29 protein-coding genes are annotated in these 26,825 nt (G+C 68.9%); 8 read left to right on the top strand and 21 right to left on the bottom strand.

All coding sequences use genetic code 11. From position 1 onward, the window contains the following. Nucleotides 1-3: 3 nt before the first annotated feature. The gene (locus C5B99_RS01955) at nt 4-468 is read left to right on the top strand and encodes a DIP1984 family protein (protein ID WP_104240099.1); all 465 of its coding nucleotides are present in this window, start codon (nt 4-6) and stop codon (nt 466-468) included. A 292-nt stretch (nt 469-760) separates the two neighbouring features. On the opposite strand, the gene C5B99_RS01950 is transcribed toward C5B99_RS01955, so the two are convergent. Next, complete coding sequence (locus tag C5B99_RS01950; RefSeq protein WP_104240098.1) at nt 761-1,210, bottom strand: hypothetical protein; 450 nt, start codon at nt 1,208-1,210, stop codon at nt 761-763. Between the two features lie 185 nt (nt 1,211-1,395). Beyond that, nucleotides 1,396-1,671, bottom strand: a complete 276-nt coding sequence (locus C5B99_RS01945) for a hypothetical protein (RefSeq protein WP_104240097.1) — start codon at nt 1,669-1,671, stop codon at nt 1,396-1,398. Nucleotides 1,672-1,697: 26 nt separating this feature from the next. On the opposite strand from C5B99_RS01945, the gene C5B99_RS01940 reads away from it, so the two are divergent. Next, a complete protein-coding gene (locus C5B99_RS01940) occupies nt 1,698-2,234 on the top strand; it encodes a CGNR zinc finger domain-containing protein (protein WP_104240096.1) in 537 nt (178 codons plus the stop codon). Nucleotides 2,235-2,494: 260 nt separating this feature from the next. On the opposite strand, the gene C5B99_RS01935 is transcribed toward C5B99_RS01940, so the two are convergent. Further along, nucleotides 2,495-3,796, bottom strand: a complete 1,302-nt coding sequence (locus C5B99_RS01935) for an O-acetylhomoserine aminocarboxypropyltransferase/cysteine synthase family protein (protein ID WP_258063001.1) — start codon at nt 3,794-3,796, stop codon at nt 2,495-2,497. Nucleotides 3,797-3,895: 99 nt separating this feature from the next. On the opposite strand from C5B99_RS01935, the gene C5B99_RS01930 reads away from it, so the two are divergent. After that, nucleotides 3,896-5,083 carry a MalY/PatB family protein gene (locus tag C5B99_RS01930; protein ID WP_104240095.1) on the top strand — a complete coding sequence of 396 codons (1,188 nt, stop codon included), beginning with the start codon at nt 3,896-3,898 and terminating at the stop codon, nt 5,081-5,083. A gap of 67 nt (nt 5,084-5,150) precedes the next feature. Here C5B99_RS01930 and C5B99_RS01925 read toward each other — a convergent pair whose 3' ends face one another. Then, nucleotides 5,151-5,540 (bottom strand): chorismate mutase, encoded by a 390-nt coding sequence (locus C5B99_RS01925; protein WP_104240094.1) that lies wholly within the window; start codon nt 5,538-5,540, stop codon nt 5,151-5,153. 128 nt (nt 5,541-5,668) lie between these two features. On the opposite strand from C5B99_RS01925, the gene C5B99_RS01920 reads away from it, so the two are divergent. Both C5B99_RS01920 and C5B99_RS01915 read left to right on the top strand, forming a co-directional pair. Next, the gene (locus C5B99_RS01920) at nt 5,669-6,730 is read left to right on the top strand and encodes a cation diffusion facilitator family transporter (RefSeq protein WP_104240093.1); all 1,062 of its coding nucleotides are present in this window, start codon (nt 5,669-5,671) and stop codon (nt 6,728-6,730) included. A gap of 11 nt (nt 6,731-6,741) precedes the next feature. Then, on the top strand, nt 6,742-7,392 hold the full coding sequence (locus tag C5B99_RS01915) for a GntR family transcriptional regulator (RefSeq protein WP_104240092.1): 651 nt from the start codon (nt 6,742-6,744) through the stop codon (nt 7,390-7,392). 125 nt (nt 7,393-7,517) lie between these two features. Here the strand turns inward: C5B99_RS01915 and deoC are convergent, their stop codons facing one another. From deoC to C5B99_RS01895, 4 genes are all read right to left on the bottom strand, one after another. After that, on the bottom strand, nt 7,518-8,210 hold the full coding sequence (gene deoC / locus C5B99_RS01910; RefSeq protein WP_104240091.1) for a deoxyribose-phosphate aldolase: 693 nt from the start codon (nt 8,208-8,210) through the stop codon (nt 7,518-7,520). Further along, nucleotides 8,210-8,635, bottom strand: a complete 426-nt coding sequence (locus C5B99_RS01905; protein WP_104240090.1) for an organic hydroperoxide resistance protein — start codon at nt 8,633-8,635, stop codon at nt 8,210-8,212. The genes deoC and C5B99_RS01905 overlap by 1 nt, the downstream gene beginning before the upstream one ends. Before the next feature lie 57 nt (nt 8,636-8,692). Further along, a complete protein-coding gene (locus C5B99_RS01900; RefSeq protein WP_104240089.1) occupies nt 8,693-9,343 on the bottom strand; it encodes a GNAT family N-acetyltransferase in 651 nt (216 codons plus the stop codon). 592 nt (nt 9,344-9,935) lie between these two features. Further along, nucleotides 9,936-10,553 carry a YitT family protein gene (locus C5B99_RS01895; RefSeq protein ID WP_104240088.1) on the bottom strand — a complete coding sequence of 206 codons (618 nt, stop codon included), beginning with the start codon at nt 10,551-10,553 and terminating at the stop codon, nt 9,936-9,938. Nucleotides 10,554-10,642: 89 nt separating this feature from the next. On the opposite strand from C5B99_RS01895, the gene C5B99_RS01890 reads away from it, so the two are divergent. Beyond that, nucleotides 10,643-11,122 carry an Lrp/AsnC family transcriptional regulator gene (locus tag C5B99_RS01890; protein ID WP_104240087.1) on the top strand — a complete coding sequence of 160 codons (480 nt, stop codon included), beginning with the start codon at nt 10,643-10,645 and terminating at the stop codon, nt 11,120-11,122. Between the two features lie 45 nt (nt 11,123-11,167). On the opposite strand, the gene C5B99_RS01885 is transcribed toward C5B99_RS01890, so the two are convergent. From C5B99_RS01885 to C5B99_RS01865, 5 genes are all read right to left on the bottom strand, one after another. After that, entirely contained in the window at nt 11,168-12,178 is a 1,011-nt protein-coding gene (locus C5B99_RS01885) for a sugar phosphate isomerase/epimerase (protein ID WP_104240086.1), read from the bottom strand. Nucleotides 12,179-12,181: 3 nt separating this feature from the next. Further along, nucleotides 12,182-13,414: a Gfo/Idh/MocA family protein gene (locus C5B99_RS01880; protein ID WP_104240085.1), complete on the bottom strand. Its 1,233-nt coding sequence runs from the start codon at nt 13,412-13,414 to the stop codon at nt 12,182-12,184. Between the two features lie 87 nt (nt 13,415-13,501). Then, entirely contained in the window at nt 13,502-14,575 is a 1,074-nt protein-coding gene (locus C5B99_RS01875; RefSeq protein WP_104240084.1) for a substrate-binding domain-containing protein, read from the bottom strand. Nucleotides 14,576-14,697: 122 nt separating this feature from the next. Next, nucleotides 14,698-15,792 carry an ABC transporter permease gene (locus tag C5B99_RS01870; RefSeq protein ID WP_104240083.1) on the bottom strand — a complete coding sequence of 365 codons (1,095 nt, stop codon included), beginning with the start codon at nt 15,790-15,792 and terminating at the stop codon, nt 14,698-14,700. Further along, complete coding sequence (locus C5B99_RS01865) at nt 15,789-17,318, bottom strand: sugar ABC transporter ATP-binding protein (protein WP_104240082.1); 1,530 nt, start codon at nt 17,316-17,318, stop codon at nt 15,789-15,791. The genes C5B99_RS01870 and C5B99_RS01865 overlap by 4 nt, the downstream gene beginning before the upstream one ends. A 169-nt stretch (nt 17,319-17,487) precedes the next feature. Here C5B99_RS01865 and C5B99_RS01860 point away from each other — a divergent pair, with 169 nt between their 5' ends. Both C5B99_RS01860 and C5B99_RS01855 read left to right on the top strand, forming a co-directional pair. Beyond that, the gene (locus C5B99_RS01860; RefSeq protein ID WP_104240081.1) at nt 17,488-18,675 is read left to right on the top strand and encodes an ROK family protein; all 1,188 of its coding nucleotides are present in this window, start codon (nt 17,488-17,490) and stop codon (nt 18,673-18,675) included. Nucleotides 18,676-18,876: 201 nt separating this feature from the next. Beyond that, a complete protein-coding gene (locus tag C5B99_RS01855; RefSeq protein WP_146081116.1) occupies nt 18,877-20,016 on the top strand; it encodes a hypothetical protein in 1,140 nt (379 codons plus the stop codon). A gap of 5 nt (nt 20,017-20,021) precedes the next feature. On the opposite strand, the gene C5B99_RS01850 is transcribed toward C5B99_RS01855, so the two are convergent. The 8 genes from C5B99_RS01850 to C5B99_RS01815 all read right to left on the bottom strand — a co-directional run bounded on the left by C5B99_RS01850 (nt 20,022) and on the right by C5B99_RS01815 (nt 26,782). After that, nucleotides 20,022-20,597 carry a pyridoxamine 5'-phosphate oxidase family protein gene (locus C5B99_RS01850; RefSeq protein WP_104240079.1) on the bottom strand — a complete coding sequence of 192 codons (576 nt, stop codon included), beginning with the start codon at nt 20,595-20,597 and terminating at the stop codon, nt 20,022-20,024. Further along, nucleotides 20,594-21,388, bottom strand: a complete 795-nt coding sequence (locus tag C5B99_RS01845; protein WP_104240078.1) for an SDR family NAD(P)-dependent oxidoreductase — start codon at nt 21,386-21,388, stop codon at nt 20,594-20,596. Before C5B99_RS01845 ends, C5B99_RS01850 begins: the two co-directional genes overlap by 4 nt. 53 nt (nt 21,389-21,441) lie before the next feature. Next, nucleotides 21,442-23,034: a CYTH and CHAD domain-containing protein gene (locus tag C5B99_RS01840; RefSeq protein ID WP_104240077.1), complete on the bottom strand. Its 1,593-nt coding sequence runs from the start codon at nt 23,032-23,034 to the stop codon at nt 21,442-21,444. 9 nt (nt 23,035-23,043) lie between these two features. Next, entirely contained in the window at nt 23,044-23,460 is a 417-nt protein-coding gene (locus C5B99_RS01835) for a DoxX family protein (RefSeq protein WP_104240076.1), read from the bottom strand. A 57-nt stretch (nt 23,461-23,517) separates the two neighbouring features. Beyond that, a complete protein-coding gene (locus tag C5B99_RS01830; RefSeq protein ID WP_104240232.1) occupies nt 23,518-24,279 on the bottom strand; it encodes an alpha/beta fold hydrolase in 762 nt (253 codons plus the stop codon). A gap of 124 nt (nt 24,280-24,403) precedes the next feature. Next, a complete protein-coding gene (locus C5B99_RS01825) occupies nt 24,404-25,690 on the bottom strand; it encodes an adenylosuccinate synthase (RefSeq protein ID WP_104240075.1) in 1,287 nt (428 codons plus the stop codon). Between the two features lie 129 nt (nt 25,691-25,819). Next, nucleotides 25,820-26,257 (bottom strand): DUF3151 domain-containing protein, encoded by a 438-nt coding sequence (locus C5B99_RS01820; RefSeq protein WP_104240074.1) that lies wholly within the window; start codon nt 26,255-26,257, stop codon nt 25,820-25,822. An 81-nt stretch (nt 26,258-26,338) separates the two neighbouring features. After that, nucleotides 26,339-26,782, bottom strand: coding sequence for a PaaI family thioesterase (locus C5B99_RS01815; RefSeq protein ID WP_104240073.1), 444 nt, complete (start codon nt 26,780-26,782; stop codon nt 26,339-26,341). Nucleotides 26,783-26,825: the final 43 nt, after the last annotated feature.

The raw sequence follows: 26,825 nt of genomic DNA, 5'->3' as shown, positions 1-26,825 counted from the left end.
CACATGAAACTCGCCGAAGCGCTCCTGGAGCGCGCTGATCTGCAGAAGCGCGTCGAGTCGTTGCAGGCTCGCATCGTCGCGAACGCCTCCTATCAGGAGGGTGAGCAGCCGACCGAAGACGCGAGTGAGCTGCTCGAGGAGTGCGCGACTCGCCTCCTGCAGCTGGAGCGTCTCGTGACGTCGATCAACATCACCAACGCGACCGCACCCACGGAAGATGGGCGCACCATCACGGCGCTGCTCGCGGCGCGGGAGACGCTGCGCACGCAGCACAGCATCCTGGTGCGGGCAGCGGATGCGGCGGCCGGGTCGTGGGGGCAGCGGCAGATGCGCAGCGAGCTGCGGCAGATGTCCGCACTGCCGGTGCGCGACGTGCGTGCCAAGGCCGACGGGGTCGCGCAGGCGCTCCGCGAATTGGACGTCGTCATCCAGCGCACGAACTGGGAGGTGGAGCTCCTCGAGGCGTAGCCGTCGACGGGGCGAACACGGGGAAGACTGTCGCGGTGAGTCGGTAGGCGAACGGCGCGAGCACACACCGAGGGCTGGCGGTTTCCAGTCCACCTGTCGACGCGGTGGGCAGCGTCTCGGCTTCGGCCGTCACACCTCAGCCCAGCATCCCTCACCGGGAACCGCGCACGTAGGACACCTCATCACCATGTGCTGGCCGGACGCCGAGGGCGGGATCGGGGACCTCACCGCACCGAGAACGACGGTCAGCGCCTTCTGCGTGCCCGCGGGGTTCGGCGGCGCCTTGTGCGCGCTACGCCTGCTCGCTCGGCAGCACCGATACGGCGAACCACTGCCCGTAGCCGTCCTGCGCGAAGGTGAGCGTCGATCCGCGGTCGATGGTCGCCTCGTTGTGGGTTCCGCACATCGACACGTGCTGCGTGTCGTAGGAAACGCCGGGGCGCACCTTGCCGTCGATGACGGGCAGCAGCGCAACCGGGCCGTCGGTCGTCAGGCCCGGCAGGTCGCGGTCGCCGACGCGGAACAGCTCGCGATCGATGCCGGAGCTCGCAGCGAGCGCATCGACATCGCTGTACGGGCAGCCGAGCACAAACGCGCTCGCGTCCTCGGGGAGCAGCTCATCGATCTCCATCGTCGCCGAGAGCTCGTTGACCTTGAGGTGATCGACCAGGCGCACCGGATCGGGGGTCGCGCAGGCCGACAGCGAGGTCACGGAGAGCACGCTGAGGGCGACGAAGGTCACTGCTCGACGGGGGTGCACAGGAGTGACCCTACTTGTTGGACCGGGTCTATCGCGTCATCCGAAGTGGTGAACTTCGTCATCCGAGAGATGGATGTGACGCATCCGTGGCCGTGCATGCGGACTTCCAGCCTTCCGCGCCTGCGGGCCTGCGGGCGGAACCAGCCCCCGCGGCACCTCCCCCGAACCTAGGAGCGATCTGCGGAGCGCACGCCGACCGCGTGAGAGATGGGTGTGGGAAAGAAGGCGCGCGACTCGAGGAGCTCCGCCCGGTGCGTGCCACAGCTCGCACAGGCGCTGTAGATGATCGTGCCGAGCGACGTCGCGTGTCGGGATGCGGTGACCCATCCGTGCTCGACGCACGTCGGCCCGGCGTCGGCGACTGCTGGAACGGGCGCCTGCGCGGCGGCAGGCAGGGCGATAGGGCGCGTGGCGAAGTCATCTGCTGGCGTGAGTCTCTTCATGCCATCGAGCCTGGTGTAATAGCCTTATGCATCTCAACCCTTACGGTGAGTACGCCGTCATCCTGGCCGCTTCGCTGGCCAACGACTGGCCAGCGGACCGCCCCGCGCTCCTCGCTCGCACCCGCGAGCACGGGATGACCATGCCATTTCCGCCGGAGGCCGAGGACCACGCGCGCACCCGAGCCGTGATCGACGAGTGGCTCCGCGTCGTGGATGCCCCGAGTGACGAACAGCGCGCCGAGGTCCTCAACACCCTCATGGCCTCGGCGACGGCATATCCGCGCCTCACCAACCACGACAACGAAGGCTGGCACCTCCACTACCGCGACTGGAACATGTCCCTGCCGGACATCCTGCTCGCCGTCATCACCGTCGGCACCGCCCTGCACCTCACGACGCGAGGCATGCACCGCCTCGGCCGGTGCGCGGCCGGCCTCGACGAGGGCGACGAGTGCCGCAACGTGGTCGTCGACGTCACCCGGAACGGGCGCCAGCGCTACTGCTCGGTGCGTTGCGCGAACCGGGCCGCCGTTCGCCGACACCGGGCTCGCGCGACGAGGTGAGCGCATCCGCACCCAGCACGCTCCTCGCCGAGGGCACCTGCGAGGTGCCCCGGATGCGCGTGATGGGTTTCCGCGACCGTGATGGGAAGAAACCCATGACCAGTCACCGAAACCCATCACGCCCAGCATCGAAACCCATCAGGGATGCAGAAACCCCGCAAGCCCACCGGGCGCGAGTCGCACGCGCGCGACGCCGACGTCCCGGAGCCACCACCCGGAGCTGTGCCCGGCAGGGCCGCGCCAGGCAGGGGCCGCGCCTGCTAGGACCGCGTCGCCTCGAGGCCGCGCTCGAGGTCGGCGAGGATGTCCTCGATCCCCTCGATGCCGATCGACAGGCGGATGAGTCCTGGAGTCACACCGGCCTCGTCGCGCTGCTCCTGCGAGGAGCGCTTGAAGATCGTCGATTCCATGTGCAGCGCGAGCGATCGCACGTCGCCGATGTGTGTCATGTGGCTGACCAGGTCGAGGGCCTCCACGAACTTGCGCGCCGCACCCGGGCCGCCGGGAAGGTCGAACGAGACGACGGAACCAGCACCGTCCGGCAGGTACTTCTGGGCGAGGGCGTGGTACTCGTTCGACGGCAGTCCCGAGTAGTCGACCGAGGCGACCTCGGGTCGGGCCTCGAGCCATTCGGCGACGCGCTGCGCGTTCGCAACATGGCGCTCCATGCGCAGCGACAGCGTCTCGATGCCGTGCAGCAACAGGAACGTGCTGGTCGGCGGCACCGTGGGTCCGTAGTCGAGGACCGTGACCGACTTCACGTAGCTCATGAACGTGTCGGCGCCGTACCGCTCGATGAAGGAAGGGGCCCCCTCGAACGACCCCTTCGTGAAGTGCGGGAACCGCTCGGAGTTGGCGGCCCAGTCGAACTTCCCAGCATCGACGATGACACCGCCGATGACTGAGCCATGGCCTGAGAGCCACTTCGAGGTGGAATGGATGACGATGTCGGCGCCCCACTCGATGGGGCGACAGAGGTAGGGGGTCGCGACCGTGTTGTCGACGATGAGCGGCACCCCGGCCTTGGCGGCTACGCGCCCGAGCAGCTCGAGGTCGACGACGTCGTTCTTGGGGTTGGGGATCGACTCCGTGTACACGGCCCGAGTCTCGGGGCGGATGCGCGCGAGCCACTCCTCCTCGCTCGCATCCGCGCGGAGGAACTCGAAGTTCAGGCCCTGCCGCGTGAGGCTGCCGTCGAACAGCTGCCGGGTGCCCCCGTAGAGGCTCGCCGTCGAGAGGATGTGGTCACCGGAGGCGGCCAGCGAGAACAGGGTCATGGCGATGGCCGCCTGCCCGCTCGACACGACGAGCCCGTTCCGCCCACCTTCCAGGTTCGCGATGCGCTTCCCCGCGACGACGTTCGTCGGGTTGTCGCCGCGCGAATAGGCGCGCCCGACGCTCTCGCCGGAGAATCGGGCCTCGGCCTCGTCGTAGGACGGGAAGACGTACCCGGCGCTCTGGTAGATCGGGGTCACGCGTGCGCCGACGTCGCTGTCGACGACCGCGCCGGCGTGGATCTGCCTGGTCGCAAAGGTCTGTTCGTTTCGCTCTTCAATGGCCACAGGGTCAACGTACGGAACTCGCGTCAGCTTGTGGAGCCGCGGCGAAACCTTTGGAAATACGCGAGGGGCCCCGAGCGTTTGCGTGGTTACGTTTCCCACATGCCCTCGCCGACAAGCAGCACCGAGACCACGAGGCGCTTCGACGCCGTCACCCGCGCGGAGCTGGCCCGCCCCGACAGCCGAAAGTGGAGCCTCAACGAGGGCACCATCGGCGCGTGGGTCGCGGAGATGGACTTCGGGACGGCGTCGAACGTGCGGCAGGCGATCCTCGGGGCCGTCGAGAAGGACGAGCTCGGCTATCTCGCCCCACCCACCTGGGCGCGCACGGCGACGGCCGCGTCCGCGTTCTTCGAGCGACGCTATGGCTGGGCGGTGGAGCCCGAGCGCATCCACCACATCGCCGATGTCATGGGCGCCTTCGACGTGTTCGTGCGTCACTTCACGGCTCCGGGCTCTCCGATCATCGTGCCGACGCCCGCGTACATGCCGTTCCTCGTGACCGACGCGTTGCAGGGGCGCGAGACGATCGAGGTTGCGGGAGTGATCGAAGACGAGCGCTGGACGCTCGACTTCGAGGGCATCGAGCGTGCCTTCGCGAATGGGCCGGCCAACGTGGTGCTCGTCAACCCGCACAACCCGACGGGCGCCGTCTACACGAGAGACGAGCTGCTCCGCCTCGCCGACATCGTCGAGCGCGGCGGAGGCCGCGTCTTCGCGGACGAGATCTGGGCGCCGCTCACCCTTGATGGGCCGCAGCACATCCCGTACGCGTCCGTCTCGGCCGAAGCGGCCCGCCACTCGGTGACCTCGACGGCGGCCTCGAAGGCGTGGAACGTCGCTGGCCTGAAGTCCGCGCAGATCATCTTCACGAACGACGCCGATCTCGAGCACTACCGCACGTTCGGCTTCGGAGTCGTGTGGGGCTCGTCGATCCTGGGTGCGTTCGCCGCCGAGGCCGCGTACAGCGACAGCGACGGCTGGCTCGACGAGGTGAACGCGGCGCTCGTCGAGAACCGCGACCTCCTCTTCCGGCTGGTTGCCGAGCTCCTGCCCGGCGTGCGTGCCATCGTGCCCGAATCGACCTACGTGGCCTGGCTCGACGTGTCAGCCCTCGGCATCGATGGCTCACCCGCGAAGTTCTTCCTCGACAACGCCCGCGTCACCCTGACCGCAGGTGCGTCCTGCGGTGCCGATTTCGAGCAGTACGTGCGCATCGTGTTCGCCACCCCGAAGCCGGTGATCGAGGAGATCATCCAGCGCATGGCCGACGCTCTCGCGGCCCGCTAGGGCACCGCACCCTCCCAACGGAGCGGCAGGCGGGCGGGCCTAGGCCCGCTCGCCGAGACCCGATCGCCTAGTTCTGCTCGGCGATGCGCTCGTGGTGGCGGATCACCTCGGCGATGACGAAGTTGATGAACGTCTCCGCGAACTCGGGGTCGAGGTGCGCCTCCTCCGCGAGCTGGCGGAGGCGGAGGATCTGGCGTCGCTCACGGTCGGGGTCTGCGGGCGGCAGGCCGTGCTCCGCCTTCAGCTCACCGACGAGGGTCGTGAACTTGAAGCGCTCGGCGAGCATGTGCACCAGCGCGGCATCGATGTTGTCGATGCTGCCGCGGATCGAGGTCAGCCGGCGCAGCGCTGCATCGTCCGACGTGTGCTGGACCTGCGCGTCGCGAGCGGATGCGGGGGCCTCGACGCCATCGACGTGCTCGTTCCTGACTGCGGGGGCTTCGCTCGATGAGGACATGCCAGGAGCCTAGCGCTGGCTCCGTGTCGCGAGAAATACGCGCCAGGCGCGGCACGGGACCGATACTCCCCGCAACCGTCCCAGGATTGGAGATTGTCAACAATAGACAGCAGGGCTAGCCTGGACGCATGTCGAACCCCACCGAGCCTGCCGACGGCCACCGCCACGACGGCGATCAGCCGGCGCACGACCACGACGGCGGCGAGGCCTTCAGCCCGACGCATCCGTGCGTCGAACGCTCCTCCGAGCTCCACGAGGACCACGGGCACAGCCACGGGCTCGGCGACCACACGACGGCCACGGGCAAGCACCGCAAGAAGCTCATCATCGTCCTCGCCATCACGGCGAGCGTCTTCCTCGTGCAGATCGTCGGAGCCTTCGCCTCGAACTCGCTCTCCCTGCTCGCCGACGCCGGCCACATGCTCACGGATGCGGCCGGCGTCACCGTCGCGCTCCTCGCCAGCTACGTGGCGACGCTCCCCGCATCCTCCCGCCGCACCTTCGGCTTCCAGCGAGCGGAGGTGCTGGCGGCACTCATCAACGGACTCATCCTCGGCGTCATCGCCGTCACGATCTTCATCGAGGCGATCCGCCGATTCGGGCAGGAGGTGGAGGTCGAGTCCGGCATCATGCTCGCCGCGGCGGTCATCGGAGCCGTCGCGAACCTCGTCTCGCTCCTCGTGCTGCGATCGGGCCAGAAGGAGAGCCTGAACGTGCGCGGCGCGTACCTTGAGGTCCTCGGCGACCTGCTCGGCTCGGTGGCCGTCATCATCGCGGCCATCGTCATCTGGGTGACGGGGTGGATGGTCGCCGACCAGATCGCGTCGATCCTCATCGCCGTCCTCATCTTCCCAAGGGCCATCAGCCTGCTCCGCGAGGTGGTGGACGTGCTCATGGAAGCCACCCCGAAGAACGTCGACCTCGACGCCACTCGCAGGCACCTGCGGTCCGTGCCCGGGGTCGTGGATGTGCACGACGTGCATGCGTGGACCATCACGTCCGGCGTGCCCATGTTCTCCGCCCACGTCGTCGTCGCCCCGGAGACGCTCGACGAGCGGGGCCTCGACGCCGTGCTCTGCGAGCTCGACGCGTGCCTCAAGGAGCATTTCGAGACGAGCCACAGCACCTTCCAGGTCGAGCCCGCCACCCATGTCGACCACGCGGCCCACTCGGGTCAGCTCCACAGCTGAGGACGCATCCCATGAGCGCAGCAGCCACGCTTGGCCTCCAGAGCCAGCAGACCTCGGCGATCATCGCCGACCATCTCCGCGAGCAGGTCATCGACGGCTCGTTCGCACCAGGCGCGCAGCTGAACGAAGCGCGCATCGCCGCTGACTACGAGGTCTCGCGCGGGCCGGTTCGTGAGGCGCTGCAGCGGCTCGTCCAGGAGGGCCTGCTCGAGAGCCGCCGCAATCGTGGCGTCTTCGTCCGAGAACTCACCGACGAGGACGCCGCGGAGATCTTCGCGGCCAGGGAAGTGCTCGAGTGCGCGGCCGCCGCCGTCATCGCGGCCAAGTCCCCCGCCGAGCGGGCGAGCATCGCCTCGGCCCTGTCCGCCGTCGTGGCGGAGCTGCACGAAGCCGCCCATGCCGGCGACGAGATCCGGGCACTCCGCATCGACCACGCCTTCCACCGGAGATTCGTCGAGAGTGCAGGCAACTCGCGCCTCTCCCGGGCGTACTCGACCATCGCGACCGAGTCGCTCATCTGCACCTCGCACGCAATCGGCGCGCACCCCGCGCTCGGCGACTTCAGCACCCATCACGAGGAACTCGTCCGCCTCACCGAGCAGGGCGACATCGAGGGCATCCACGAGGCCGTGCACCGGCACCTCACACCGCGCACCGCCTGAACGGGCACCGCGACCGGCGCGCGAGCTCGAGGCACAACGACGAAGAGCGCATGCCCCTGAGGGCATGCGCTCTTCGCACGTTCAGCGTTCCGGGCCGCCGAATGGGAACCCGGAATGCGGGACTTCTAGCCGCTGAGGCCGTCCAGCACAGCTGCCGTTCCGGAGAGGCCGAGGCGTGAGGCGCCGGCTTCGACCATGGCAAGCGCATCCGCCGTCGAGCGGATACCGCCGGACGCCTTCACGCCGAGCCGTTCGCCGACCGTGGCACGCATGAGCGCCACGGCATGGGTGGATGCTCCGCCAGCGGCCGAGAAGCCCGTCGACGTCTTCACGTAGTCGGCCCCCGCGGCTTCGGAAGCCTGGCAGGCGGCGACGATCTCGTCGTCCGTCAGCGCGGCAGACTCGATGATGACCTTGAGGAGTGCGGACGGGGCGGCCTCGCGGACCGCGGCGACGTCCGCCTGCACGAGGTCGGCCCGGCCAGCCTTCAGCATGCCGATGTCGATGACCATGTCGAGCTCGTCGGCGCCGTCGGCGACGGCCCGCGCCGCCTCTGCGGCCTTGATCGCGGAGTGGTGCTTCCCGGAGGGGAAGCCGACCACGGTCGCGATCTTCACCTCGCCCGGGTCTCCCTGCACGGGGAGCATGTTGGGCGAGACGCAGATGGAGAACGCCTTCAGGGCCTTGGCCTCCTCGAGGAGGGCAGCCACCTGCCCAGGGGTCGCGTCGGTCTTCAGCAGCGTGTGGTCGACGATGCCCGCGAGCTCGGCTCGCGTGACCCGGTCATCCGGATGCGACTGTTCGTTCACCTCCGCCATCAGCTGACGATGTTGATCTGCACGTCGACGTTGCCGCGGGTGGCGTGCGAGTAGGGGCAGATGTCTTCGTGCGCGATGCGAGCGACCTCTTGGGTCTCCTCGCTCGACAGGTTCGGCGCGTAGACGTCGTGGACCACCGAGAGCTCGAAGCCAGTGGGCTCGCGCTTGCCGATTCCCACCGAGGTGGAGACGGCGGCGTCCTTCGTGTCCTTGCCGAGCTGCTTTCCTGCCGCGTGGAATGCGCCGAGGAAGCAGGCCGAGTATCCGGCGGCGAAGAGCTCTTCAGGGTTGGTGCCCTCTCCGCTGCCACCCATCTCCTTCGGGGGACGCGTGTCGAGATCGATGCGGTCGTCTTCCGAACGCACGTGGCCGTCGCGGCCACCACCGGAAGCGTGGGCAATTGCGGTGTACACAGGAGTCGTCATGGGTCCATGGAACCACGTCTGCTGACGGACACGCTGAGCCGAGCTCCGCGTTCTCCTTCAGCGGGCTGATCTTCCGTCGACGGGACCCGCCTCGCCCACCAGCGCCTGCCCGGCCTCGACACGTGCACGCAGCCGTTCGCGGACGGTCGACCACTCTGGCTCGATGACGGAGAAGCGGACCGTGTCTCGCCAGGTGCCGTCCGCACGGAGCTGATGACGCCGCAGCACCCCCTCCCGGGCAGCGCCGAGCTTGGCGAGCGCCGCCTGCGAGCGTTCGTTGCGGTTGTCGACGCTGAACTCGACTCTCCCGAAGCCCACCCGGAAGAGGTGGTCGAGGAGCACCAGCTTCGTGGCCGGGTTCACGACGGTCCCCCACACCGCTGGCGTGTAGGCGGTCCACCCGATCTCCGCCGACTCCCTGGCCAGGTCGACGCGACCGATCGAGGTCGTGCCGACAGCCCGCCCGTGCTGCGGCCCGCCGTTGACTCTGACGACGTAGGTGCATCCATTTCGGGGCCCAGGCGTGTAGTTCTCCACCCAGTCGCCCCAGTCTCGACGGTCGGGCATCCCAGCGGGACCCCCACCCCATCCGGAGGCGAACACCTCTGGCACGCAGAGGACATCGCCCAGCTCCGCCCAGCCTGCCGCGCTCGCCGGATGCAGCGAGACGTGCCGGCCTTCGAGTACCTGCGAGGGTTCGAGATGCATACCCTCATGAAACACGATCCGAGCGCGCCGATCGACAGCGACGCGTCCAGCGCCGGGAGGCGCGCTGCGGGTTCGGGCACAGCGGCACGGAATGCCGATTCCGCTTTCGCAGCCTGGATCGGCCCGTCGCAGACCCCGCGAATCGCCAGATCAGGCATGGATTCACGAGCACACCGACCAAAAGACATGTGGACGATCCGAATGGACTAAACGGTTCATTAGCGACACCAGACGCGCGCGTCGGCCCGCCACCACCGTGTTAGCTTCCTCCATGTGGTGAGCGAAACGGCACCGCCCGGGCAACCCCACGAAAGTGAAGCAGCCTTCGGCGGCACAGCCACCACATCCGTGAGATCTCGAGCTGCGGCTCGAGGCGGCGAACGGAACAGAGAGCAACCAAATACTCCCCTCGCCGGCGCGTAACGCCGGGTTCGAGAAACTGCAGCCCGCATCAACACGGGGTGGGCGTCATCGGGGGACGACGCCCGACTGCACTCCTCACCTGGCGACCGCGGCAGGGGACGATGGGCACCAACCTCGGGGGAGGTTGGTGCCCATCACTGCATGCGCGGGCGGTGACGGGCGCCTGAGGTCAGGAGGCTCGGTACCTGCCCGGCCGATGATTGAGCATGATGATGAGACTCAGCACGCCGGCACCGAGCGCCGAGATGAGCACCTGCGACGGGTCGAGGACGGTGAAGGAGGCAAGCACCACCAGCAGGTCGAGCGCGAGCAGCACGTAGCCGGCCCGCACGCCGAACTTCTCCTGCGCCACGAGTGCGACGACGGTGAATCCGCCGAGACTCGAGTTGTGTCGGAACAGGATGAGCAGCCCGACGCCGCACAGGACGTTGCCGAGCACCGCCGCGTAGACGGGAGGCAGCTCGAGAGGCCCAACCCCCGCGACGGATGCATGCAGCGAGGTCAGCACGGAGACGAGCGCGATCGAGACGAGGCTCCTCACGACGAACCGCCAGCCCTTGCCTCGAGCGGCGAGCGCGAAGAACGGCAGGTTCACGACGACGAAGATGACTCCGAATGGAACGGGCAGCACGTACCCGAGCAGCAGCGCCAGGCCGGCGGTCCCTCCGGTGACGAGGCCGCCCGACTTGAGGAGGAAGAGCCCGAACGAGATGACCAGAACTCCGACGGCGAGGCCGGCGATGTCGTCGAGAGCGCGGTGGCGTGGAGGCGCGACGAGTTCAGGCATGCGCCGAGCATGTCGCCCGGGGGTAGTCTGCGCAAGACAAGCTGCGCGGACTGAGCAGTTTGCACGCTCTCCGCACCTGAGGAGGAGATTTGCCCAATCATCGCGGCTTCGACGCCCTTGACGCCCGCATCATCCGGACGCTCGACCGACTCCCCGGCGCGTCCGTGCTCGCCCTCTCGAGAGAGCTCGGCGTCGCCCGGAACACTGTGCACGCTCGCCTGTCGCGGCTCGCCGACGAGGGGATGCTCTCGCCGGAGAGCACCCGCCTCAGTGCCGCCGCCCTCGGCTATCCGCTGACCGCCTTCGTCGCGCTCTCCCTCAGCCAGAATGCCGCCGACGAGGCCTACGAGCGACTCGGCGAGATGGCCCAGGTCGTGGAGGTGCACTCGACGACCGGTGATGCCGACCTGCTGGCGCGTGTCGTCGCCAAGGACACGAGCGACCTGCATCGAGTGACGCGCGCCATGCTCGAGCTGCCCGGCGTCACACGGACGAGCACCACCGTCTCGCTCTCCGAGGTCGTGCCGTACCGGCTGGCGCTCATCCTCGACGACCTCGCAGAGGGCTGATCCGCGCCGGCTCGTCCTGCTTCGTGGGCTCGTCCTGCTTCGGGGCTAGTCCTGCTTCGTGGAGAACGCCGAGTCGAACGCCGCTTCCGACGGGCGGTACGTGGACAGCGTGCGCACGAACCCCAACGCCTCCGGAGCACCCACGAGACGGTCCATACCCGCGTCCTCCCACTCCACCGACAACGGCCCCTCGTACCCGATCGCGTTCAACATGCGGAAGCAGTCCTCCCACGGCACGTCCCCGTGCCCGGTCGAGATGAAGTCCCACCCCCGCCGCGGATCCGCCCACGGCAGATGCGACGACAACCGCCCATTCCGACCATTGCTGAGGCGCTTCTTCGTGTCCTTGCAATGCACGTGATAGATGCGGTCCTGGAAGTCCCACAAGAACCCCACCGGGTCGATGTCCTGCCACACCATGTGCGAGGGATCCCAGTTCAACCCGAACGACTCCCGATGCCCGATCGCCTCCAACGCACGCTTCGTGGTCCAGTAGTCATACGCGATCTCGGACGGGTGCACCTCGTGCGCGAACCGGACCCCGACCTCCTCGAACACATCCAGGATCGGGTTCCACCGATCCGCGAAGTCCTGGTAGCCGGCATCCACCATCGCCTCCGTCGCGGGAGGGAACATCGCCACGTACTTCCAGATGCTCGACCCCGTGAAGCCCGTGACGGTCTTCACACCCAGCGCCGCGGCCAGGCGGGCCGTGTTCTTCAGCTCCTCCGCAGCACGCTGCCGCACCCCTTCCGGCTCACCGTCGCCCCACACCCGGTCGGACACGATGTCCCGATGGCGCTGATCGATCGGGTCATCACACACCACCTGCCCCTTGAGATGGTTCGAGATCGTCCACACTTTGAGACCGTTGCGCTCGAGAACGTCGAGCTTGCCCTGGACGTACTCGGCGTCATCCCACCGCCACGGATCCAGATGATCACCCCAGCAGGCGATCTCCAAGCCGTCATACCCCCACTCCCCCGCGAGGCGAGCGACCTCCTCGAACGGCAGATCGGCCCACTGACCGGTGAACAACGTGACAGGACGAGACATGGACTAGCTCCTCTGGAGTTCTGGTTCGACTGAGGTGTGCGGGGCATCGCTCGGCACGGGGATCGAGACCCACGAGCTGCCGTTTGCCGAGCTCTCCTCGACGGCGGCGAGCACCCGCTGGACGGCGAGGCCGTCGGCGAACGAGGGCGCCGGAGCGCGGCGAGCCGCGATGTCCTCGACCAGCTCGACCGCCTGGTGCGTGAAGGCGTGCTCGTAGCCGAGCCCGTGGCCGGCCGGCCACCACGCCTTGATGAATGGATGGTGCTCTGGCTCGGTGACGATGATGCGCGTGTACCCGGCCGTGGTGGGATCGCCGCTCGCGTCGAAGTACTCGAGCACGTTCATGTCCTCGAAGTCGAAGGCGATCGATCCTGTCGTTCCGTTGATCTCGAGCCTGATCGCGTTCTTCCGACCGTACGCGAAGCGCGTGGCCTCGAACACGGCGATGGCGCCGCCCTGCAGGCGACCGAAGAAGACTGCGGCATCGTCGACCGTGACGGGGCCGCGCTCGGTGCCGCCGGTTCCGGAGAGCCCCGCGAAGTCCTCGGCGACGGGTCGCTCCTTCACGAACGTCTCCACGAGACCCGAGACTCCGCTCAGCTGCTGGCCGGTGATGAAGTGGGTGAGGTCGACGATGTGCGCCCCGATGTCGCCGAGCGCACCCGAGCCGGCCTTCTCCTTGTCGAGACGCCAGGAGAGCGGCGCGTTCTCGTCAGCGAGCCAGTCCTGCAGGTATTGGGCTCGCACCTGACGGATGTCGCCGATGCGACCCTCCGCGACGAGCTGCTGCGCGAGTCGGATCGCCGGCACTCGCCGATACGTGAAGCCGACCATGGCGCGCACGCCGTGGGCCTCGGCGGCGATCGCCGCCGCGTTCATCCGCTCGGCCTCCTCGACCGTGTTGGCGAGCGGCTTCTCGCAGAGCACGTGCTTGCCCGCCTCGAGCGCCGCGATGGCGATCTCGGCGTGCGTGTCGCCCGGCGAGCAGATGTCGATGAGCTGCACGTCGTCGCGAGTCAGCAGCTCCCGCCAATCCGAGGTGCTCGATGCCCAGCCGAGCTTGTCAGCGGCCTGCGCCGCCTTCGCGGCGTTCCGGCCAGCCACGACGCGCATCTTGGGCGCGAGCGGCAGGTCGAAGAAGCGGGGAGCGTTCCGCCACGCCTGCGAGTGCGCGGCCCCCATGAAGGCGTAGCCGACCATGCCGATGCCCAGGTCCGGCTGTGCGTCTTGACTCATTGTTCACTCTTTCGTTCAGGAGGCCAACGCGGGGCGGAGTCAGAGAGGAGGAGAGCCCCGCCCCGCGCGGACAGTGTGAGCAGCTGGTTACGACTCGAACGCCGCGTCGATGTAGTCGCCGACGTTCTCGCTCGTCACGACGGGAGCGTAGAGCTGCACAAGACGCGGGACGCTCTGCGACGTGAGGTCGCCGAGCGAGCGGTCGTGCGCGATGAGGCGGGCCAGCTTGATGCCGTCGGCCGCCTGCGTCGACGGGTAGACGACGGTCGCCTTGACGACGCTGTCACCCTCCTGGATCTCGCGCATCACGTTCGCCGAGCCCGCGCCGCCGACGAGGAAGAACTCGTCGCGGTTGGCGTTCTCGATGGCAGAGAGGACACCGACACCCTGGTCGTCGTCGTGGTTCCACATCGCGTCGATCTGCGGAGCGGCCTGCAGGAGGTTCGTGGCCGCCTGCTCACCGCCCTGCACCGTGAAGTCGGCAGCGACACGGTTCGAGACCTCGAGACCGCAGTCGCCGAGCGCATCCGCGAAGCCCTGGCTGCGCTCCTGGGTGAGCGGCAGGGAGTCGATGCCGGCGATCTCGGCGACCACGGCGTCTGGCTTGTCCGCGAGCTGCTCGCACATGTACGTGCCGGCGCTGACGCCCATGCCGTAGTTGTCGCCGAGCACCGTCGTGCGGGCTGCGAAGGGGCTCGTGAACTCGCGGTCGACGTTGATGACCGGGATGCCCGCCTCCATCGCCTTGGTCGCGACCTCGGTGAGGGCGGCGCCGTCGAAGGGCAGCAGCACGATGGCGTCGACACCGTCGTTGATGAAGCCCTCGATCTGGCTGATCTGGAGGTTCACGTCATTCGTGCCCTCTGCGACCCGAAGCTCGACGTCCTCGTACTTCGCGGCCTCAGCCTCGGCGGCAGACGTGATTGCGCCCATCCAGCCGTGGTCGGCCGCCGGGGCCGAGAAGCCGATGACCAGCGGCTCGCCGGCCGCGTCGTTGTCGGACGCCGTGGCGTTGCCGCCTGCTGGCGCCTCGCCCTCCGCCGCCGGCGGGGTGTTCGAGAGGCAGCCGGTGAGCAGCAGCAGCGCCGAAGCGGCCGTTGCGCCTGCTGCGAGGATCCGGCGCTTTCGGGAAGCTGTCTTCCTGAAGGAACTCGTGGACATGGGGATCTCCTTTGATGCTGCCATGGTGATGGGGTTTGGGTCTGGTGGGGTTCGGTGGGTCTGGAGAGGATGGGTCTGGAGAGGATCGGGCTGGAGGGCCTGCCTCGCGCCCCGTCCCGCGGCTAGGACGTCTTGGCCCGCGACGAGAAGCGCTGCTGGAGGAGGACGGCGATCACGATGATCGCGCCCTTCGCAATGGCCTGCACGGAGCTGTCGAGGTTCGCCTGGATGAAGATGTTCGTGAGGGTGGCGAAGATGAGGACGCCGAGGACGGTGCCGACGATCGTGCCGCGACCGCCGACGAGCAGGGTGCCGCCGACGACGACCGCCGCGATCGCATCCAGCTCGTAGAGCATGCCGTTGGTGGACGAGCCCGCCGTCGTGCGGGCGAGCATCATGATGGACGCGATGCCGGCGGTCAGACCGACCAGCGCGTAGAGGTACATCGTGTGGCGCTTCACCTTGATGCCGGCGAGGCGCGCGGCCTCCGGGTTGCCGCCGACGGCGACCGTACGGCGCCCGAAGGTGGTGCGGTTCAGGAGGAACCAGCCGCCGATCGCGACGAGCACGAAGATCCACACGATGACCGGGATGCCGAGGAGGTCGCCGCGGAAGGTCTCGAGGAACGAGTCGACGTTGACGATCTGCGTGCGACGACCGGCGATGAGCTCCGCGAACCCACGGGCGGCGACCATCATGGCGAGCGTCGCGATGAACGCCACCACCTTGCCGTAGGCGATGAGGACACCGTTGACGACACCGGCGCCGAGCCCGACGAGCAGCGAGGTGAGCACGATGACCCACCATCCCCACGCTTCCGCGTAGGCCTGCGTGGAGAGCGTCGTCGCCCAGACCGAGGCGAGCCCGAGCACGGAGCCGACGGACAGGTCGATGCCGCCCGCCGTGATGACGAACGTCATGCCGATCGAGAGGACGCCGATGATGGACGCCTGGCTCAGCACCACCATGAGGTTGTCGACGCTCGCGAAGCGCTCACCCGCCGAGACCGTGCCCGCGATGCAGAGCACGACGAGCGCCAGGATGAGGCCGAAGTTGCGGGCAGAGCTGCCACGGAAGAAGCCGCCGCGCTTGGCGTTGTCGCTGGCGACCTCGTGCTCCACGCGGGAGCTCTCGTCGGCGGCGGGGGCGATGATCGTGCCGTCCTGGGATGGCGAGCCGCCGCTCGGGGCGGAGGACTGGGGAGTCTGAGTGCTCATGCTGCGCTGCTTTCCATAACCATGTCGAGTACGGCGTGCTCATCGAGAGCGGATGCTGGGCCTTGGTGGACGACTCGCCCTTCGGAGACGACGAGCACCCGGTCGGCGAGGCCGAGGACCTCCGGGATCTCGCTGGAGACGACGACAACCGCCGCGCCTTCGTCGGCGAGCTTGCGTATGAGGGCGTAGATCTCCGCCCGCGCGCCGACATCGACGCCTCGGGTCGGCTCGTCGAGCAGCAGCACGCGGCAGCCGTGCACGAGCCAGCGGGCGAGCATCGCCTTCTGCTGGTTGCCACCCGAGAGCGTGCGGATGTCGCGATCGACGCCAGCCGGCCGCAGGTCGAGGTACTCCGCCTGCTCCTTCGCAGCGCGGCGCTCGTCGCCTTCCTTCAGCCACGAGAACGAGGCGAAGCGCTGGAACGTGGAGAGCGTGATGTTCCGGTAGACGGGCTCGTCGAGCAGGAGCCCCTGGCTCTTGCGCTCTTCCGGCGCGAGGCCGATGCCCGCGTTCACGGCAGCCGTGACCGAACCGCGCGCGAGCGTCTTGCCCTCGACCGTGACCGTGCCGCCCGTCGCCTTGCGTGCGCCGTAGATGGTCTCCATGATCTCGCTCCGGCCGGCACCGACGAGCCCCGCGAATCCGACGATCTCGCCAGCGGAGACGGTGAACGAGACGTCCGAGAACGTGTCAGCGAGCGCGAGGTCCTGCACGTCGAGCAGCACGGGCGCATCCGATGGGAGCTCAGGGGAATCGGGGAACAGGTACTCGACCTTGCGGCCGGTCATGAGGGTGATGAGCTCCGAGGTCGGAGTCTCGCTGACCGGCAGGTTCTGGGCGACCGTGCGGCCGTCCTTGAGCACCGTGATGCGATCGCCGATCGTGCGGATCTCCTCGAGCCGGTGCGAGATGTAGATGATCGCGACGCCCGCCTTCGTGAGCTCCTCGACCACGCGGAAGAGGTTCGCGACCTCCTCGGAGTCGAGCACCGCGGAGGGCTCGTCCATGACGATGATGCGGGCCTCGTGCGAAAGCGCCCGAGCCATGGAGACGATCTGCTTGCCAGCGGCGGAGAGCTCGCCGACCTCGGTCGTGGGTGAGATCTCGGAGTGCCCGAGCCGCGCCAGGATCTCCTTCGTCCGCTGCTTCGCCTCGGCACGCCTGGAGACGCCCGCGGTGTCGAGTTCGTGCCCGAGGTACACGTTCTCCGCGACGGTCAGGCCGTCGACGACGTCGAGCTCCTGGTACATCGTGGCGATGCCGAGCCCGAGTGCAGCGACTGGGTTGGGGATGGTGATGGGCTCGCCGTCCAGGAGCAGCTGGCCCTCGGTGGGCTGGTGTGCGCCTGCGAGCACCTTGATGAGCGTCGACTTGCCTGCGCCGTTCTGGCCGAGGAGGCAGTGGACTTCGCCGGGGAGGACGTCGAGGTCGACGCCGTCGAGCGCCCGAGCACCTGGGAACTGCTTGACGATGCCACGCATCTGCAGGAGGGGGGAGGGACCCGATGTGGGGTCTTCGTTGACCATGTGTCGAAAGCTACCGTCACTTTTGTCGACGGTCAAGCAAAAGTGTCTTGCCTGTTGCACAATTGAGATACGCCGCCACACAGAAGCGTCGCAGTCACCGAAGACGGGCAGAGCGGTAACGTGGCGAAGTCGGCTCCCGCCGACCCCCGACCCGAGAGAGAAGACGCGCATGGTCATCGAGCAGCTGCCGAAGCCGGCGTCGCGCCAGCCTGGCCCCGGAGAGCTCTTCCAGATGCTCCGCGACGGCGCCCCCCGCACGCGCGCTGAACTCGCATCCGTCACCGGCCAGGCCCGCTCCACGGTCGCGACCCGCATCGACATGCTCATGACGGCGGGCCTCATCGTGACCGTCGGCGAGGCCCACTCGACGGGCGGCAGGCCCCCCGCCGTCTTCGCCTTCTCCCCCGAGAGCAGAGTTGTCCTCGCCGTCGACCTCGGTGCGACCCACGCGAGAATGGCCCTCACCGACCTCGCCTCGAACATCATCGCCGACTCGGAGGACAAGCTGCCCATCGACCTCGGGCCGGACGCGGTGCTGGCCTGGGTGTGCACGAAGGGCGACGAGATGCTCGCCGCGTCGAACCGCGGGCGCCGCGAGCTCGTGAGCGTCGGCGTCGGCCTCCCCGGGCCCGTCGAGTTCAGCTCCGGCCGACCCATCAACCCGCCCATCATGCCCGGCTGGGACGACGCCGACGTCGCCGGCAGGCTCGGCGCCCACTTCGACGCTCCTGTGCTGGTCGACAACGACGTCAACATCATGGCCCTCGGCGAGCACCGGAGCGAGTGGCCCGAGGTCTCCGACCTGCTCTTCGTCAAGGTCGCGACCGGAATCGGCTCCGGCATCATCGCGGACGGCTCGCTGCGACGCGGCGCCAGAGGTGCCGCTGGCGACATCGGGCACATCGCCGTGCCCGGCGCCGAGAGCATCCCCTGCAGGTGCGGCAACCTCGGCTGCCTCGAAGCCGTCGCCGGGAGCGACGCAATAGCCCGAAGGCTCCGCGAGGAGGGCATCGAGGTGTCGGGCAGCGGGCAGATCGTGGCGCTCGTGCGCTCGGGAGACCTGAGCGCAGCCCGGGCCCTCCGTCAGGCCGGCCGCGATGTCGGCACCGTGCTCGCCGCCTGTGTCAGCATGCTCAACCCGTCGATGATCGTCATCGGCGGGAGCATCGCGGAGGCGGGCGAGCAGCTCATGGCCGGCATCCGCGAAGTCGTCTACTCGCGCTCACTGCCGCTCGCGACGCAGCACCTTCGGGTCGTGGCGTCGCGAGCCCGAGGCGACGCCGCGATCCTCGGCGCCAGCGCCCTCGCCATCGACCACGTGCTCTCGGCCGACGCCATCGACGCCGCCCTCGCCTAGCCGCTCCCACCGGCGTGCCCCGGCGACGCCATCGAGCGACACAGATCGTCGACTCTCGGACAGACGGACGCGGTGCAGCGGCCAGCAGCGCACCGCGGACTACGCTGGACCGGTGCCAGAATCGCCGCGGGAGAGTCCTTTCCTGGAGCAGACAGCACCGCATCTCTCCCGAGCGGTGAGCCAGAACAGCAAGGGGAGTGCATGAACGACCGGCAGCCAAGGGCAGCGCACGCAATCGCCTGCGATCCGAGCACACCGTTGCAGGTCCTCGTCGATCTCGCCGCCCAGCGCTGGGACCTCCATGCGCTCATCGCCGCGAACCCAGCCGCTTCCCCCGAGCTCATCCGCTGGATCCGAGGCGTCAACCCGACGCTGTCGACCGGACGAACGCCCGGTCACCAACCAGCGGCGTCAGCAGCAGGTCCAGCACTCGCACCGGCGACAGCACCGCACGTGTCTCGCCGAAGCCGCGGAGTCGGCGGCTGGCTCGCCGGGTGCGGATGCCTGGCCGTCGTGGCCATCGTGGCCGTCGTCGTCTTCGCCGGTTTCGGCGCGCTGCTCTTTTCCGGGGGTGATGAGACGGGCGGCTCCTCCAGCGTGGCGACACCCGATGCTGCCCCCACGGCAGACTCCGAGATCGACACCCAGCGCGCGCTCTACGCGGACGAACGCGCCAAGATCGACGAGCTGTCCCTCGAGTTCGAAGAGTCTCCCGTCGCCTGGCTCGTCGCTGAATTCGAGTGGTTGTTCCGGCAGGACGAGAAGATGGCTGATCCGAACCTGCTCGAGTACACCGCGCAGACGATCGCAGCGCAGGCGAAGACCTTCCGAGAGGGACTCGAGGTCAGCGTCGCTGAGGCTCAAGCCCGGCGCGTGAACACCAGCGGCTTGGTCACGGAGAGCATCGTGGACACGGCAGGCAAAGGGTTTATCGACGTGCAGTGGGATGCGGCAACCGCGTGCACGGCCGACGATCGGGAGGACTGGCGCACGACAGGGTGCATCACGAAGGAGGACTCGCTCACCGTGCACCTGCTCCCGGAGAGCGAGCTCGGCGAGTGGTCGAGCAAGTTCACCGTCGTGCACGAGCTGGCCCACGTCTACCAGCGTGCCGACAACGCCAGCGTCTTCGACTATCGCGGCGAGTACAACGACCTGCTCGCGCAGGGCCTGTTCCAGGGCAGTGCCGAAGCCATGGCCGACTGCTACGCCTTGACCTACTACGGTGAGTGGTCGCTCACGAACGGCGACACGACCATCGGCTACGGCTACGTGTGCGACGAGAACGAGCGTTCAGCGATTCGAACCTGGGCGTCGAACCTGAACGCGCCCATGCAGTAGCGCGCCTAGGGAACCAGCCGATCGCTTGCCCAGGAGTCGACTCCTCGTGTGTGGCGGCAGCGGATGTGCTCAGCGCCGGAGAGGTCGACCGCGTCGATCGCGTCGACCGTGACCCGGACCCACGCGAAGCGCTCGAACGCAGCCTCATCGCCCGTCCCCCGAGCATCGGAGTCCCCCTCTGCCAGCCGAGTCCCGGGCACCTCAGGCTTGTCGTAGAGCCGCTTCGACCCCGCCCCGAGCCCGTCCCAGATCTCGCGCCGGACGGCAGTGTCGGCGACGACCTCCGCGCGGCCGCCCAGGCGCAGCTGCACGTCGCGCTCCGGATCGTAGAACGTGAGGGCCGCTCGCTGGTTCTCGGCCAGCTCCCCGACCTTCGCCGTCCGACTGTCCGTCGCGAACGCCACGACGCCGCGCCGCTCATCCACGGCTCTCAGGATCACGGCACGGACGCGGGGCTCGCCGCCCGACGCCACGGTGCCGAGGTAGCCGAGCGTGAACGGCGTGCGCCCCGTCGTGGCTGCGACGAGCGACGCCCACACCTCACCCATGTCGCCAACATCGAGGCTGCGCTCGACGCTCACGGCAGGATCGAATCGACGTAGCCGCCGTCGACGCGCAGGGCGCCTCCGGTCGTCGCCGAGGCCAGCGGCGATGCCAGGTAGGTGACCAGGTGCGCGATCTCCTCCGGCTCGATGAGACGCTCGATGAGCGACTGCGGCCGGTGCCGTCGCATGAACTCCCGCTGCGCGTCGTCCCAGGCGAGGTCGTCGCCCACGAGCTCCGCCACGAACGCCTCGACGCCGCCGGTGTGCGTCGGCCCCGCGATGACGGCGTTGACGGTCACCCCGGTGCCCTTGACCGCCTTCGCGTAGCCGCGCGAGACCGCGAGCAGCGCCGTCTTGGTCATGCCGTAGTGGATCATCTCCTCGGGAATCACGACGGCTGAGTCGCTCGCGATGGAGATCACCCGCCCCCAGCCGCGCGACGTCATGCCCGGGAGGTACTCGCGCATGAGACGGGCGGCCGACAGCACGTTCACCTCGAAGTAGCGCAGCCACTCCTCGTCGCTGATCTCGAGAGCGGGCGTGCTGCCGTAGATGCCGAGGTTGTTGACGAGGATGTCGAGGTCAGGGAACGCAGAGCGGACGACGGCCGCGCCCTCCGCCGTCGCGAGGTCGGCGGGCACCCCCTCGATCGTCGCGTCTGGCACGCGCCCGCGCAGCTCGGCGACGGCCGACTCCACGCTGGCGGCTCCGCGCCCGTTCACGATGACGTGCGCGCCAGCGGCGGCGAGATCCGCGGCGATCGCAAGGCCGATACCCTGCGTGGAACCCGTGACGAGGGCCGTACGGCCCGAGAGATCGATGTGCATGCGCCGATCCTGGCACCACCGCCTGACCGGTCCGTGCAGATCTCGCCGGCCGGTCAGGCCAGGTCGTCGAGGGCGTCGCGGGCGACTCGCAGCGCGTCGTTCTGGCGGGCGCGGATGCGCGTCCGGAGCTCCCCGAGCACGGCGACGGCGTCGCGGTCCTCTGCACCCGTCTCTCCGCGCTCTTCCTCCTGCGCGGACTGACCGAGCTGCTCGCTCAGCACGCCGAGCTCCTCGTCGAGCATCGACGAGTCCTGCAACTCGCCGAAGGCCTGCGCGAGGCGCTTCCACTCCTTGCGCTGCTTCTTCGCCGTCGCGTCCGGCAGCTCGTCGATGGCCTCGTAGCCGTAGCGAACCGACTTCGCGGCCTTGCGCACGTCGTGCCAGCGTTCGAGCTTCTTCGGCTTCTTGCGGGCGCGTTCCGTCCGCTTCTCGACCGTGGCGATGGCGGTGCGGGTCAGGCTCCGCATGGTGCCGAGGGCGCGCCGATCGGCGAGCCCTGCGAACGGGGGCGCGGTGACGAAGGAGACGAGGCTGTCGTGCAGCGCGTCCCAGCGCTCCCCATCGAGTTCCGTCCGGAAGGACGCGAGGGTGGCTGCGTGCCGGTCGCCGATGAGCGCCTCGATCCGCGCTCTGGCGACGTCGACGGCCCCCGCGCCCGCCTCGAGGTGTCCCGCCGAGTCGAGTTCGGCGAGCACGAGCTCGCGGAGGACCTCCGCATCACGGGGAGCCCCCAGCACGCCCCCAGCCCACTTGAGCTCCCCGGCGAGCGACGCGACCGCATCCGCCTCGAACAGGGCGCCGAAGACCTTGAGGAGGCTCCGCAGCCTGCGCAGGGCGACCCTCGCCTGGTGCACCGCGTCCGGCGCATCGATGCGGGCCGCGGCCTCCTGCTCCTGGAACTCGCCGAACCGCGACGCGATGGCGAAGACGACCGCGTCGCCGGCCGTCCCCTGCCCCGTCGGCGCCTGCGCGGGCTGGACCCCGTCGAGGCTGCGAACGAGCTTGGAACGGTGGATGGACGGGGTGAGGCCGGCGTCGAAGAGCACCGCCTCGATCTCGTCGAAGACCCGGATCGATGCGCCGTCCGCCAGCTCGACCTCGAACTCCCGCCACTCGAGCGTGCGCTCCTCGCCGATGCGGACGACCCTGGCGTGCACGACGTCGTCGCAGATGAGCGCGGCGAGCGCGTCGTCGTCATCCCGCGCCCCGCCGGCCGACCACGCGCCGCCGCCACGCACCTCAGTGGTCGTGCGCGTCGTCGTGAGCTCCACGAGCGGAAGCACGGGGCGCTCGCCGATGATGTCCGCGAACTCGGCGCGCAGCTCCGGCGGGATCCGCCGCGGGGCGCCCACGGGCGCGTGGACCTCGATGCGCTCGTCGCCGCTGCGCGGACGCTTCAGGTGCCACCCCTCGTCGTCGCCACCCGTGCGGCGACGCAGCACGCAGCGGGCGTCGAGGATCGCTAGCTCGGGAGTGTCGACATACTCGGCGACGAGGGTCTCCGTGACCGGCTCCCCTGCTCGGAGCCCCGCGCCGAGCTTCGAGAGCTCGGGCTCCCCCGCCCCCTCGGGAATGTCGTACTTCCGCTCGATCTCGCGCTGCTCGGAGGTCGTCCGAACCTGATCGTTCTTCGACTCGATGCTCATTCGGAAAGGCTAGCTCCCGGAGCCCAGCGCGGCCCTCATGAGCGGGAGCTGCATCGGCAGGCGAGCAACGGAGACGACAAACGCGACGACCGACGAGGCGGTGCGCTTCCGCCACGCCCGGCGGCCCAGGTCGACGCTCATCTGGGCGTTGGCGGGCCAGACCGCGAGCAGCACGGCCGCGCTCGCGAGCCCCGCGATCGACCGTGTCGACGGGCGCACGAGCCCCGCCGCGCACGCCAGCTCGGCGACGCCGGAAGCGACCACCAGCTCGCGGCTGTGCCCCCGCAGCGGTTTGGGGATGATCGGTTCGAAGACGGCGGGCTTCACGAGGTGGATGACGCCGGAGACGGCGAAGGGAAGGACGACGATCCACGGGATGGCCCCGCCGTGTCCGCGGGAGCGGCGTTCGAGTGTTCTGGACGACATGGAAGCATCTTGCCCGGCGCTCCCGAACGTCACCCAGTCGCCACCCTCCGGGGTCCGCTAGCCCTCTTGGACTTCCTCGGCGAGGAAGGCGAGGGCTGCGGCACGGAAGTCACGCGAGCCTGGAGCGTTGAAATGGTGGCGGTCCGGGATCTCGAAGAAGCGGGCCTTGGGCGTCGCCGCGGAGAGTGCCTTGGACCCCTCGATGATGCCGTCGCGGGACCCGGTCGCGAAGAGCACCGGCTGCTGCGGCACACGGCCGAGGTCGGGGTCGGCCTTGCCGGACGCGCGCATCCCTTCGGCGATCGCGAGCAGCGCCCGCAGGTCGTTGCCTCCGACGCGCTCCGTGAGGGCGAGGTAGTTCTGCGTCACCGGGTCCTGCACCGGGGTGCCGTGGTCGATGAGCTCGCGCACCTGATCGATATCGAGGCGCCCGAGCGGCACGCCATCCGGGACTCCCCCGAGCACGACCCGCGGGATGCGGTCGGCGAAGTCCTGTGCGACCTCCCAGCCGACGCGCGCGCCGAGCGAGTAGCCGACGTACAGCGCGGTGTCGACGAGGTACGCGTCGAGCACGGCCTCGACGTCGGAGGCCAGCGTGCGGATGTCGTAGTCGCGCCCCTCGTAGGGCTTGTCGCTCTGCCCGTGCCCGCGCTGGTCGAGGCCGAGCACGCGGTAGCCGGCGCGCAGCAGGTCGCGCACCCAGCCCGTCGCCACCCAGTTGTCCTTCGTGCTCGACGCGAAGCCGTGCACGACGATCACCGTCGGCGCGTCCACATCTCCCCACGTGTACGTGGCGATGCGGTGACCGTCGCCGACCATCACGAACTGGGGGTCTGGGAGGACGGTCAGGGCTGCGGGGGCGCTATTCACGTCGTCGATTGTCTCAGGCGTTGAGCGCTTGCCCGCACACGGGCGCTGACGGCGCTGCCCGCGCTGCCCGCGGTCAGTCGATCAGGTCGTGGATCTGGATGATCTCGTCGCGCTTCGGGCCGACGCCGATCGCGGAGATGCGGGCACCGGAGAGGCGCTCGAGTGCCTGCACGTAAAGCTGCGCGTTCTCGGGCAGCTCCTCGAAGGTGCGGCAGCCGGAGAGGTCCTCGGTCCAGCCGTCGAAGTACTCGTAGATGGGCTTCGCGTGGTGGATGTCCGACTGCGAGACGGGCATCTCGTCGAAGCGGACGCCGTCGACGTCGTAGGCGACGCAGACGGGGATGCGCTCGATGCCGCTGAGCACGTCGAGCTTCGTCATGACCAAGTCGGTGACCCCGTTGATGCGGGCCGTGTAGCGGGCGACGGGAACGTCGTACCAGCCGGTGCGGCGCGGGCGTCCGGTGGTGGTGCCGAACTCGCCGCCGCGAGTGCGCAACAGCTCACCCCACTCGTCGAACAGCTCGGTCGGGAAGGGGCCGGCTCCGACGCGCGTGATGTAGGCCTTGACGATGCCGATGATGCGGTTGATCTGGGTCGGGCCGACACCGGCGCCCGTGGATGCGCCTCCCGCGGTCGAGGACGAGGACGTCACGTACGGGTAGGTGCCGTGGTCGACGTCGAGCATGGTCGCCTGGCCGCCCTCGAAGACGACGTTGCGGCCCGCGTTGAGGGCGTCGTAGAGCTCGAGCGAGGTGTCGCCGACCATGGGACGCAGGCGCTCGGCGTGGAGGAGGAGCGCGTCGACGATCTCGTTGACCGTGATCGCGCGACGGTTGTAGACCTTCACGAGGAGGTGGTTCTTGCCGAAGAGCGCTGCTTCGACCTTCTGGCGGAGGATGTTCTCGTCGAAGAGGTCCTGCACGCGGATGCCGATGCGGTTGATCTTGTCGGCGTAGGCGGGGCCGATGCCGCGTCCGGTGGTGCCGATCTGGCGCTTCCCGAGGAACCGCTCGGTGACCTTGTCGAGCGTGGTGTGGTACCCGGTGATGAGGTGCGCGTTCGCGGAGACGCGCAGCTTCGAGGTGTCGACGCCGCGCGCCTCGAGGTGGTCGATCTCGTGGAAGAGCACGTCGAGGTCGATGACGACACCGTTGCCGATGACGGGGGTCACGCCTGGGGTGAGGATTCCGGAGGGCAGCAGGTGCAGCGCGTACTTCTCGTTACCGATCACGACCGTGTGGCCGGCGTTGTTGCCGCCGTTGAACTTCACGACGTAGTCGATGCGGTCGCCGAGGAGGTCGGTTGCCTTGCCCTTGCCTTCGTCGCCCCACTGGCCGCCGATGATTGCTACGCCTGGCATGTGTCGCCCCTGTTCTGTCGGATCGGCGCAGCTCGCGCCTGTCGTGTGCGTGGCGTGAGCCGCGCGGTCGGCGGACCGACTCGGCGGCCCTGCCTTGTTCCCTGCTTGTCTGCTGGTGCGGATGCGCCGCTAGCTCGCCGCGTGCATCCGCTCGATCTCGGTGATCGCCTGCGGGTCGGCGTCGTGGAGCAGGCTGGCGAGGCGCTCGGGCTCGCCCTCCTCGCCGATCTCTGCTGCGCTTCGTCGGAGCGCGTAGAACGCGCGCAGGACTCCCTTGTTGGGGTCGTGCGACCACGGCACGGGGCCCTGGCCTCGCCACCCGGCCTTGCGAAGGGCGTCGAGCCCCCGGTGGTAGCCGACGCGTGCGTAGGCGTACGCGCCGATCGTGTTGCCGTCGGCGTGCGCGGCGTCTGCGAGGGTCGCCCACGCCAGCGATGAGGCCGGGTGCTTCTCGACGATGGCTGCAAGCGCGGCCTGGTCGTGGGGCAGGTTGGACAGGTCGTCGACGACCTCTGGCTCAGCCGCAAGGCGCGTCTCGGGGATGCCGAGGAGATTCGTTCCGGTCACGGGAGCCGATTCTATCCTGTGCTCGTTTCGGGGCGCGCTCGAGAAGTGAAGCTGTGGAGAAGCGCGACTCAGAAGACCGGGTCAGCGCGCTGGGAAGATCGCGCACGTGCTGGTCGCCGTAGCGAGGAGCACGTCGGCGGAGTCCCTGAGCTCGGCTTCGACGAACGCCGCCCTCGCCCCTGACTTCACGACGCGACCGCGCACCCGGACGGGGCCCGTCTCCACGGTCATGGGGCGCAGGAAGCTGACCTTGATCTCGAGGGATGTGTAGGCCTGCCCCGGGCGGAGCGTCGTGTGGACTGCCGTGCCGCACGCCGAGTCGAGGAGCGTCGCCGCGAATCCGCCGTGCACGGTTCCGATGGGGTTGTAGTGCGACCGGTCGGGAACACCCTCGAAGATCACCTCGCCCTCGGCGAAGCTCACGACGGTCATGCCGAAGTGCTGCGCGATCGGAGCGATCTCTGCACCGTTCGCGAGGTGAGCCCTCAGCTGCTCGAGGCCGGTCATCGAAGTCGGGTCGGTCATGTCGCTCCTTTGCGCCATGGCATCCGGAGATGGATGCGCACCG

The organism is Pseudoclavibacter sp. Z016 (genome assembly GCF_002931215.1).
Lineage (GTDB): Bacteria > Actinomycetota > Actinomycetes > Actinomycetales > Microbacteriaceae > Pseudoclavibacter.
Note: the sequence above shows the minus strand (reverse complement) of the source record. Positions and strands in the feature narration are given on the sequence as shown.

Bases quoted from the DNA above. Each gene is read 5' to 3' on its own strand.
- C5B99_RS01955 (WP_104240099.1), top strand. From the start codon at position 4: ATGAAACTCGCCGAAGCGCTCCTGGAGCGCGCTGATCTGCAGAAGCGC.
- C5B99_RS01905 (WP_104240090.1), bottom strand. From the start codon at position 8,635: ATGACGACTCCTGTGTACACCGCAATTGCCCACGCTTCCGGTGGTGGC.
- C5B99_RS01895 (WP_104240088.1), bottom strand. From the start codon at position 10,553: ATGCCTGAACTCGTCGCGCCTCCACGCCACCGCGCTCTCGACGACATC.
- C5B99_RS01915 (WP_104240092.1), top strand. From the start codon at position 6,742: ATGAGCGCAGCAGCCACGCTTGGCCTCCAGAGCCAGCAGACCTCGGCG.
- C5B99_RS01870 (WP_104240083.1), bottom strand. From the start codon at position 15,792: ATGAGCACTCAGACTCCCCAGTCCTCCGCCCCGAGCGGCGGCTCGCCA.
- C5B99_RS01845 (WP_104240078.1), bottom strand. From the start codon at position 21,388: ATGCACATCGATCTCTCGGGCCGTACGGCCCTCGTCACGGGTTCCACG.
- C5B99_RS01840 (WP_104240077.1), bottom strand. From the start codon at position 23,034: ATGAGCATCGAGTCGAAGAACGATCAGGTTCGGACGACCTCCGAGCAG.
- C5B99_RS01875 (WP_104240084.1), bottom strand. From the start codon at position 14,575: ATGTCCACGAGTTCCTTCAGGAAGACAGCTTCCCGAAAGCGCCGGATC.
- C5B99_RS01865 (WP_104240082.1), bottom strand. From the start codon at position 17,318: ATGGTCAACGAAGACCCCACATCGGGTCCCTCCCCCCTCCTGCAGATG.
- C5B99_RS01830 (WP_104240232.1), bottom strand. From the start codon at position 24,279: ATGGTCGGCGACGGTCACCGCATCGCCACGTACACGTGGGGAGATGTG.
- C5B99_RS01930 (WP_104240095.1), top strand. From the start codon at position 3,896: ATGCCCTCGCCGACAAGCAGCACCGAGACCACGAGGCGCTTCGACGCC.
- C5B99_RS01855 (WP_146081116.1), top strand. From the start codon at position 18,877: ATGAACGACCGGCAGCCAAGGGCAGCGCACGCAATCGCCTGCGATCCG.
- C5B99_RS01945 (WP_104240097.1), bottom strand. From the start codon at position 1,671: ATGAAGAGACTCACGCCAGCAGATGACTTCGCCACGCGCCCTATCGCC.
- C5B99_RS01940 (WP_104240096.1), top strand. From the start codon at position 1,698: ATGCATCTCAACCCTTACGGTGAGTACGCCGTCATCCTGGCCGCTTCG.
- C5B99_RS01900 (WP_104240089.1), bottom strand. From the start codon at position 9,343: ATGCATCTCGAACCCTCGCAGGTACTCGAAGGCCGGCACGTCTCGCTG.
- C5B99_RS01825 (WP_104240075.1), bottom strand. From the start codon at position 25,690: ATGCCAGGCGTAGCAATCATCGGCGGCCAGTGGGGCGACGAAGGCAAG.
- deoC (WP_104240091.1), bottom strand. From the start codon at position 8,210: ATGGCGGAGGTGAACGAACAGTCGCATCCGGATGACCGGGTCACGCGA.
- C5B99_RS01860 (WP_104240081.1), top strand. From the start codon at position 17,488: ATGGTCATCGAGCAGCTGCCGAAGCCGGCGTCGCGCCAGCCTGGCCCC.
- C5B99_RS01925 (WP_104240094.1), bottom strand. From the start codon at position 5,540: ATGTCCTCATCGAGCGAAGCCCCCGCAGTCAGGAACGAGCACGTCGAT.
- C5B99_RS01815 (WP_104240073.1), bottom strand. From the start codon at position 26,782: ATGACCGACCCGACTTCGATGACCGGCCTCGAGCAGCTGAGGGCTCAC.
- C5B99_RS01885 (WP_104240086.1), bottom strand. From the start codon at position 12,178: ATGTCTCGTCCTGTCACGTTGTTCACCGGTCAGTGGGCCGATCTGCCG.
- C5B99_RS01880 (WP_104240085.1), bottom strand. From the start codon at position 13,414: ATGAGTCAAGACGCACAGCCGGACCTGGGCATCGGCATGGTCGGCTAC.
- C5B99_RS01835 (WP_104240076.1), bottom strand. From the start codon at position 23,460: ATGTCGTCCAGAACACTCGAACGCCGCTCCCGCGGACACGGCGGGGCC.
- C5B99_RS01920 (WP_104240093.1), top strand. From the start codon at position 5,669: ATGTCGAACCCCACCGAGCCTGCCGACGGCCACCGCCACGACGGCGAT.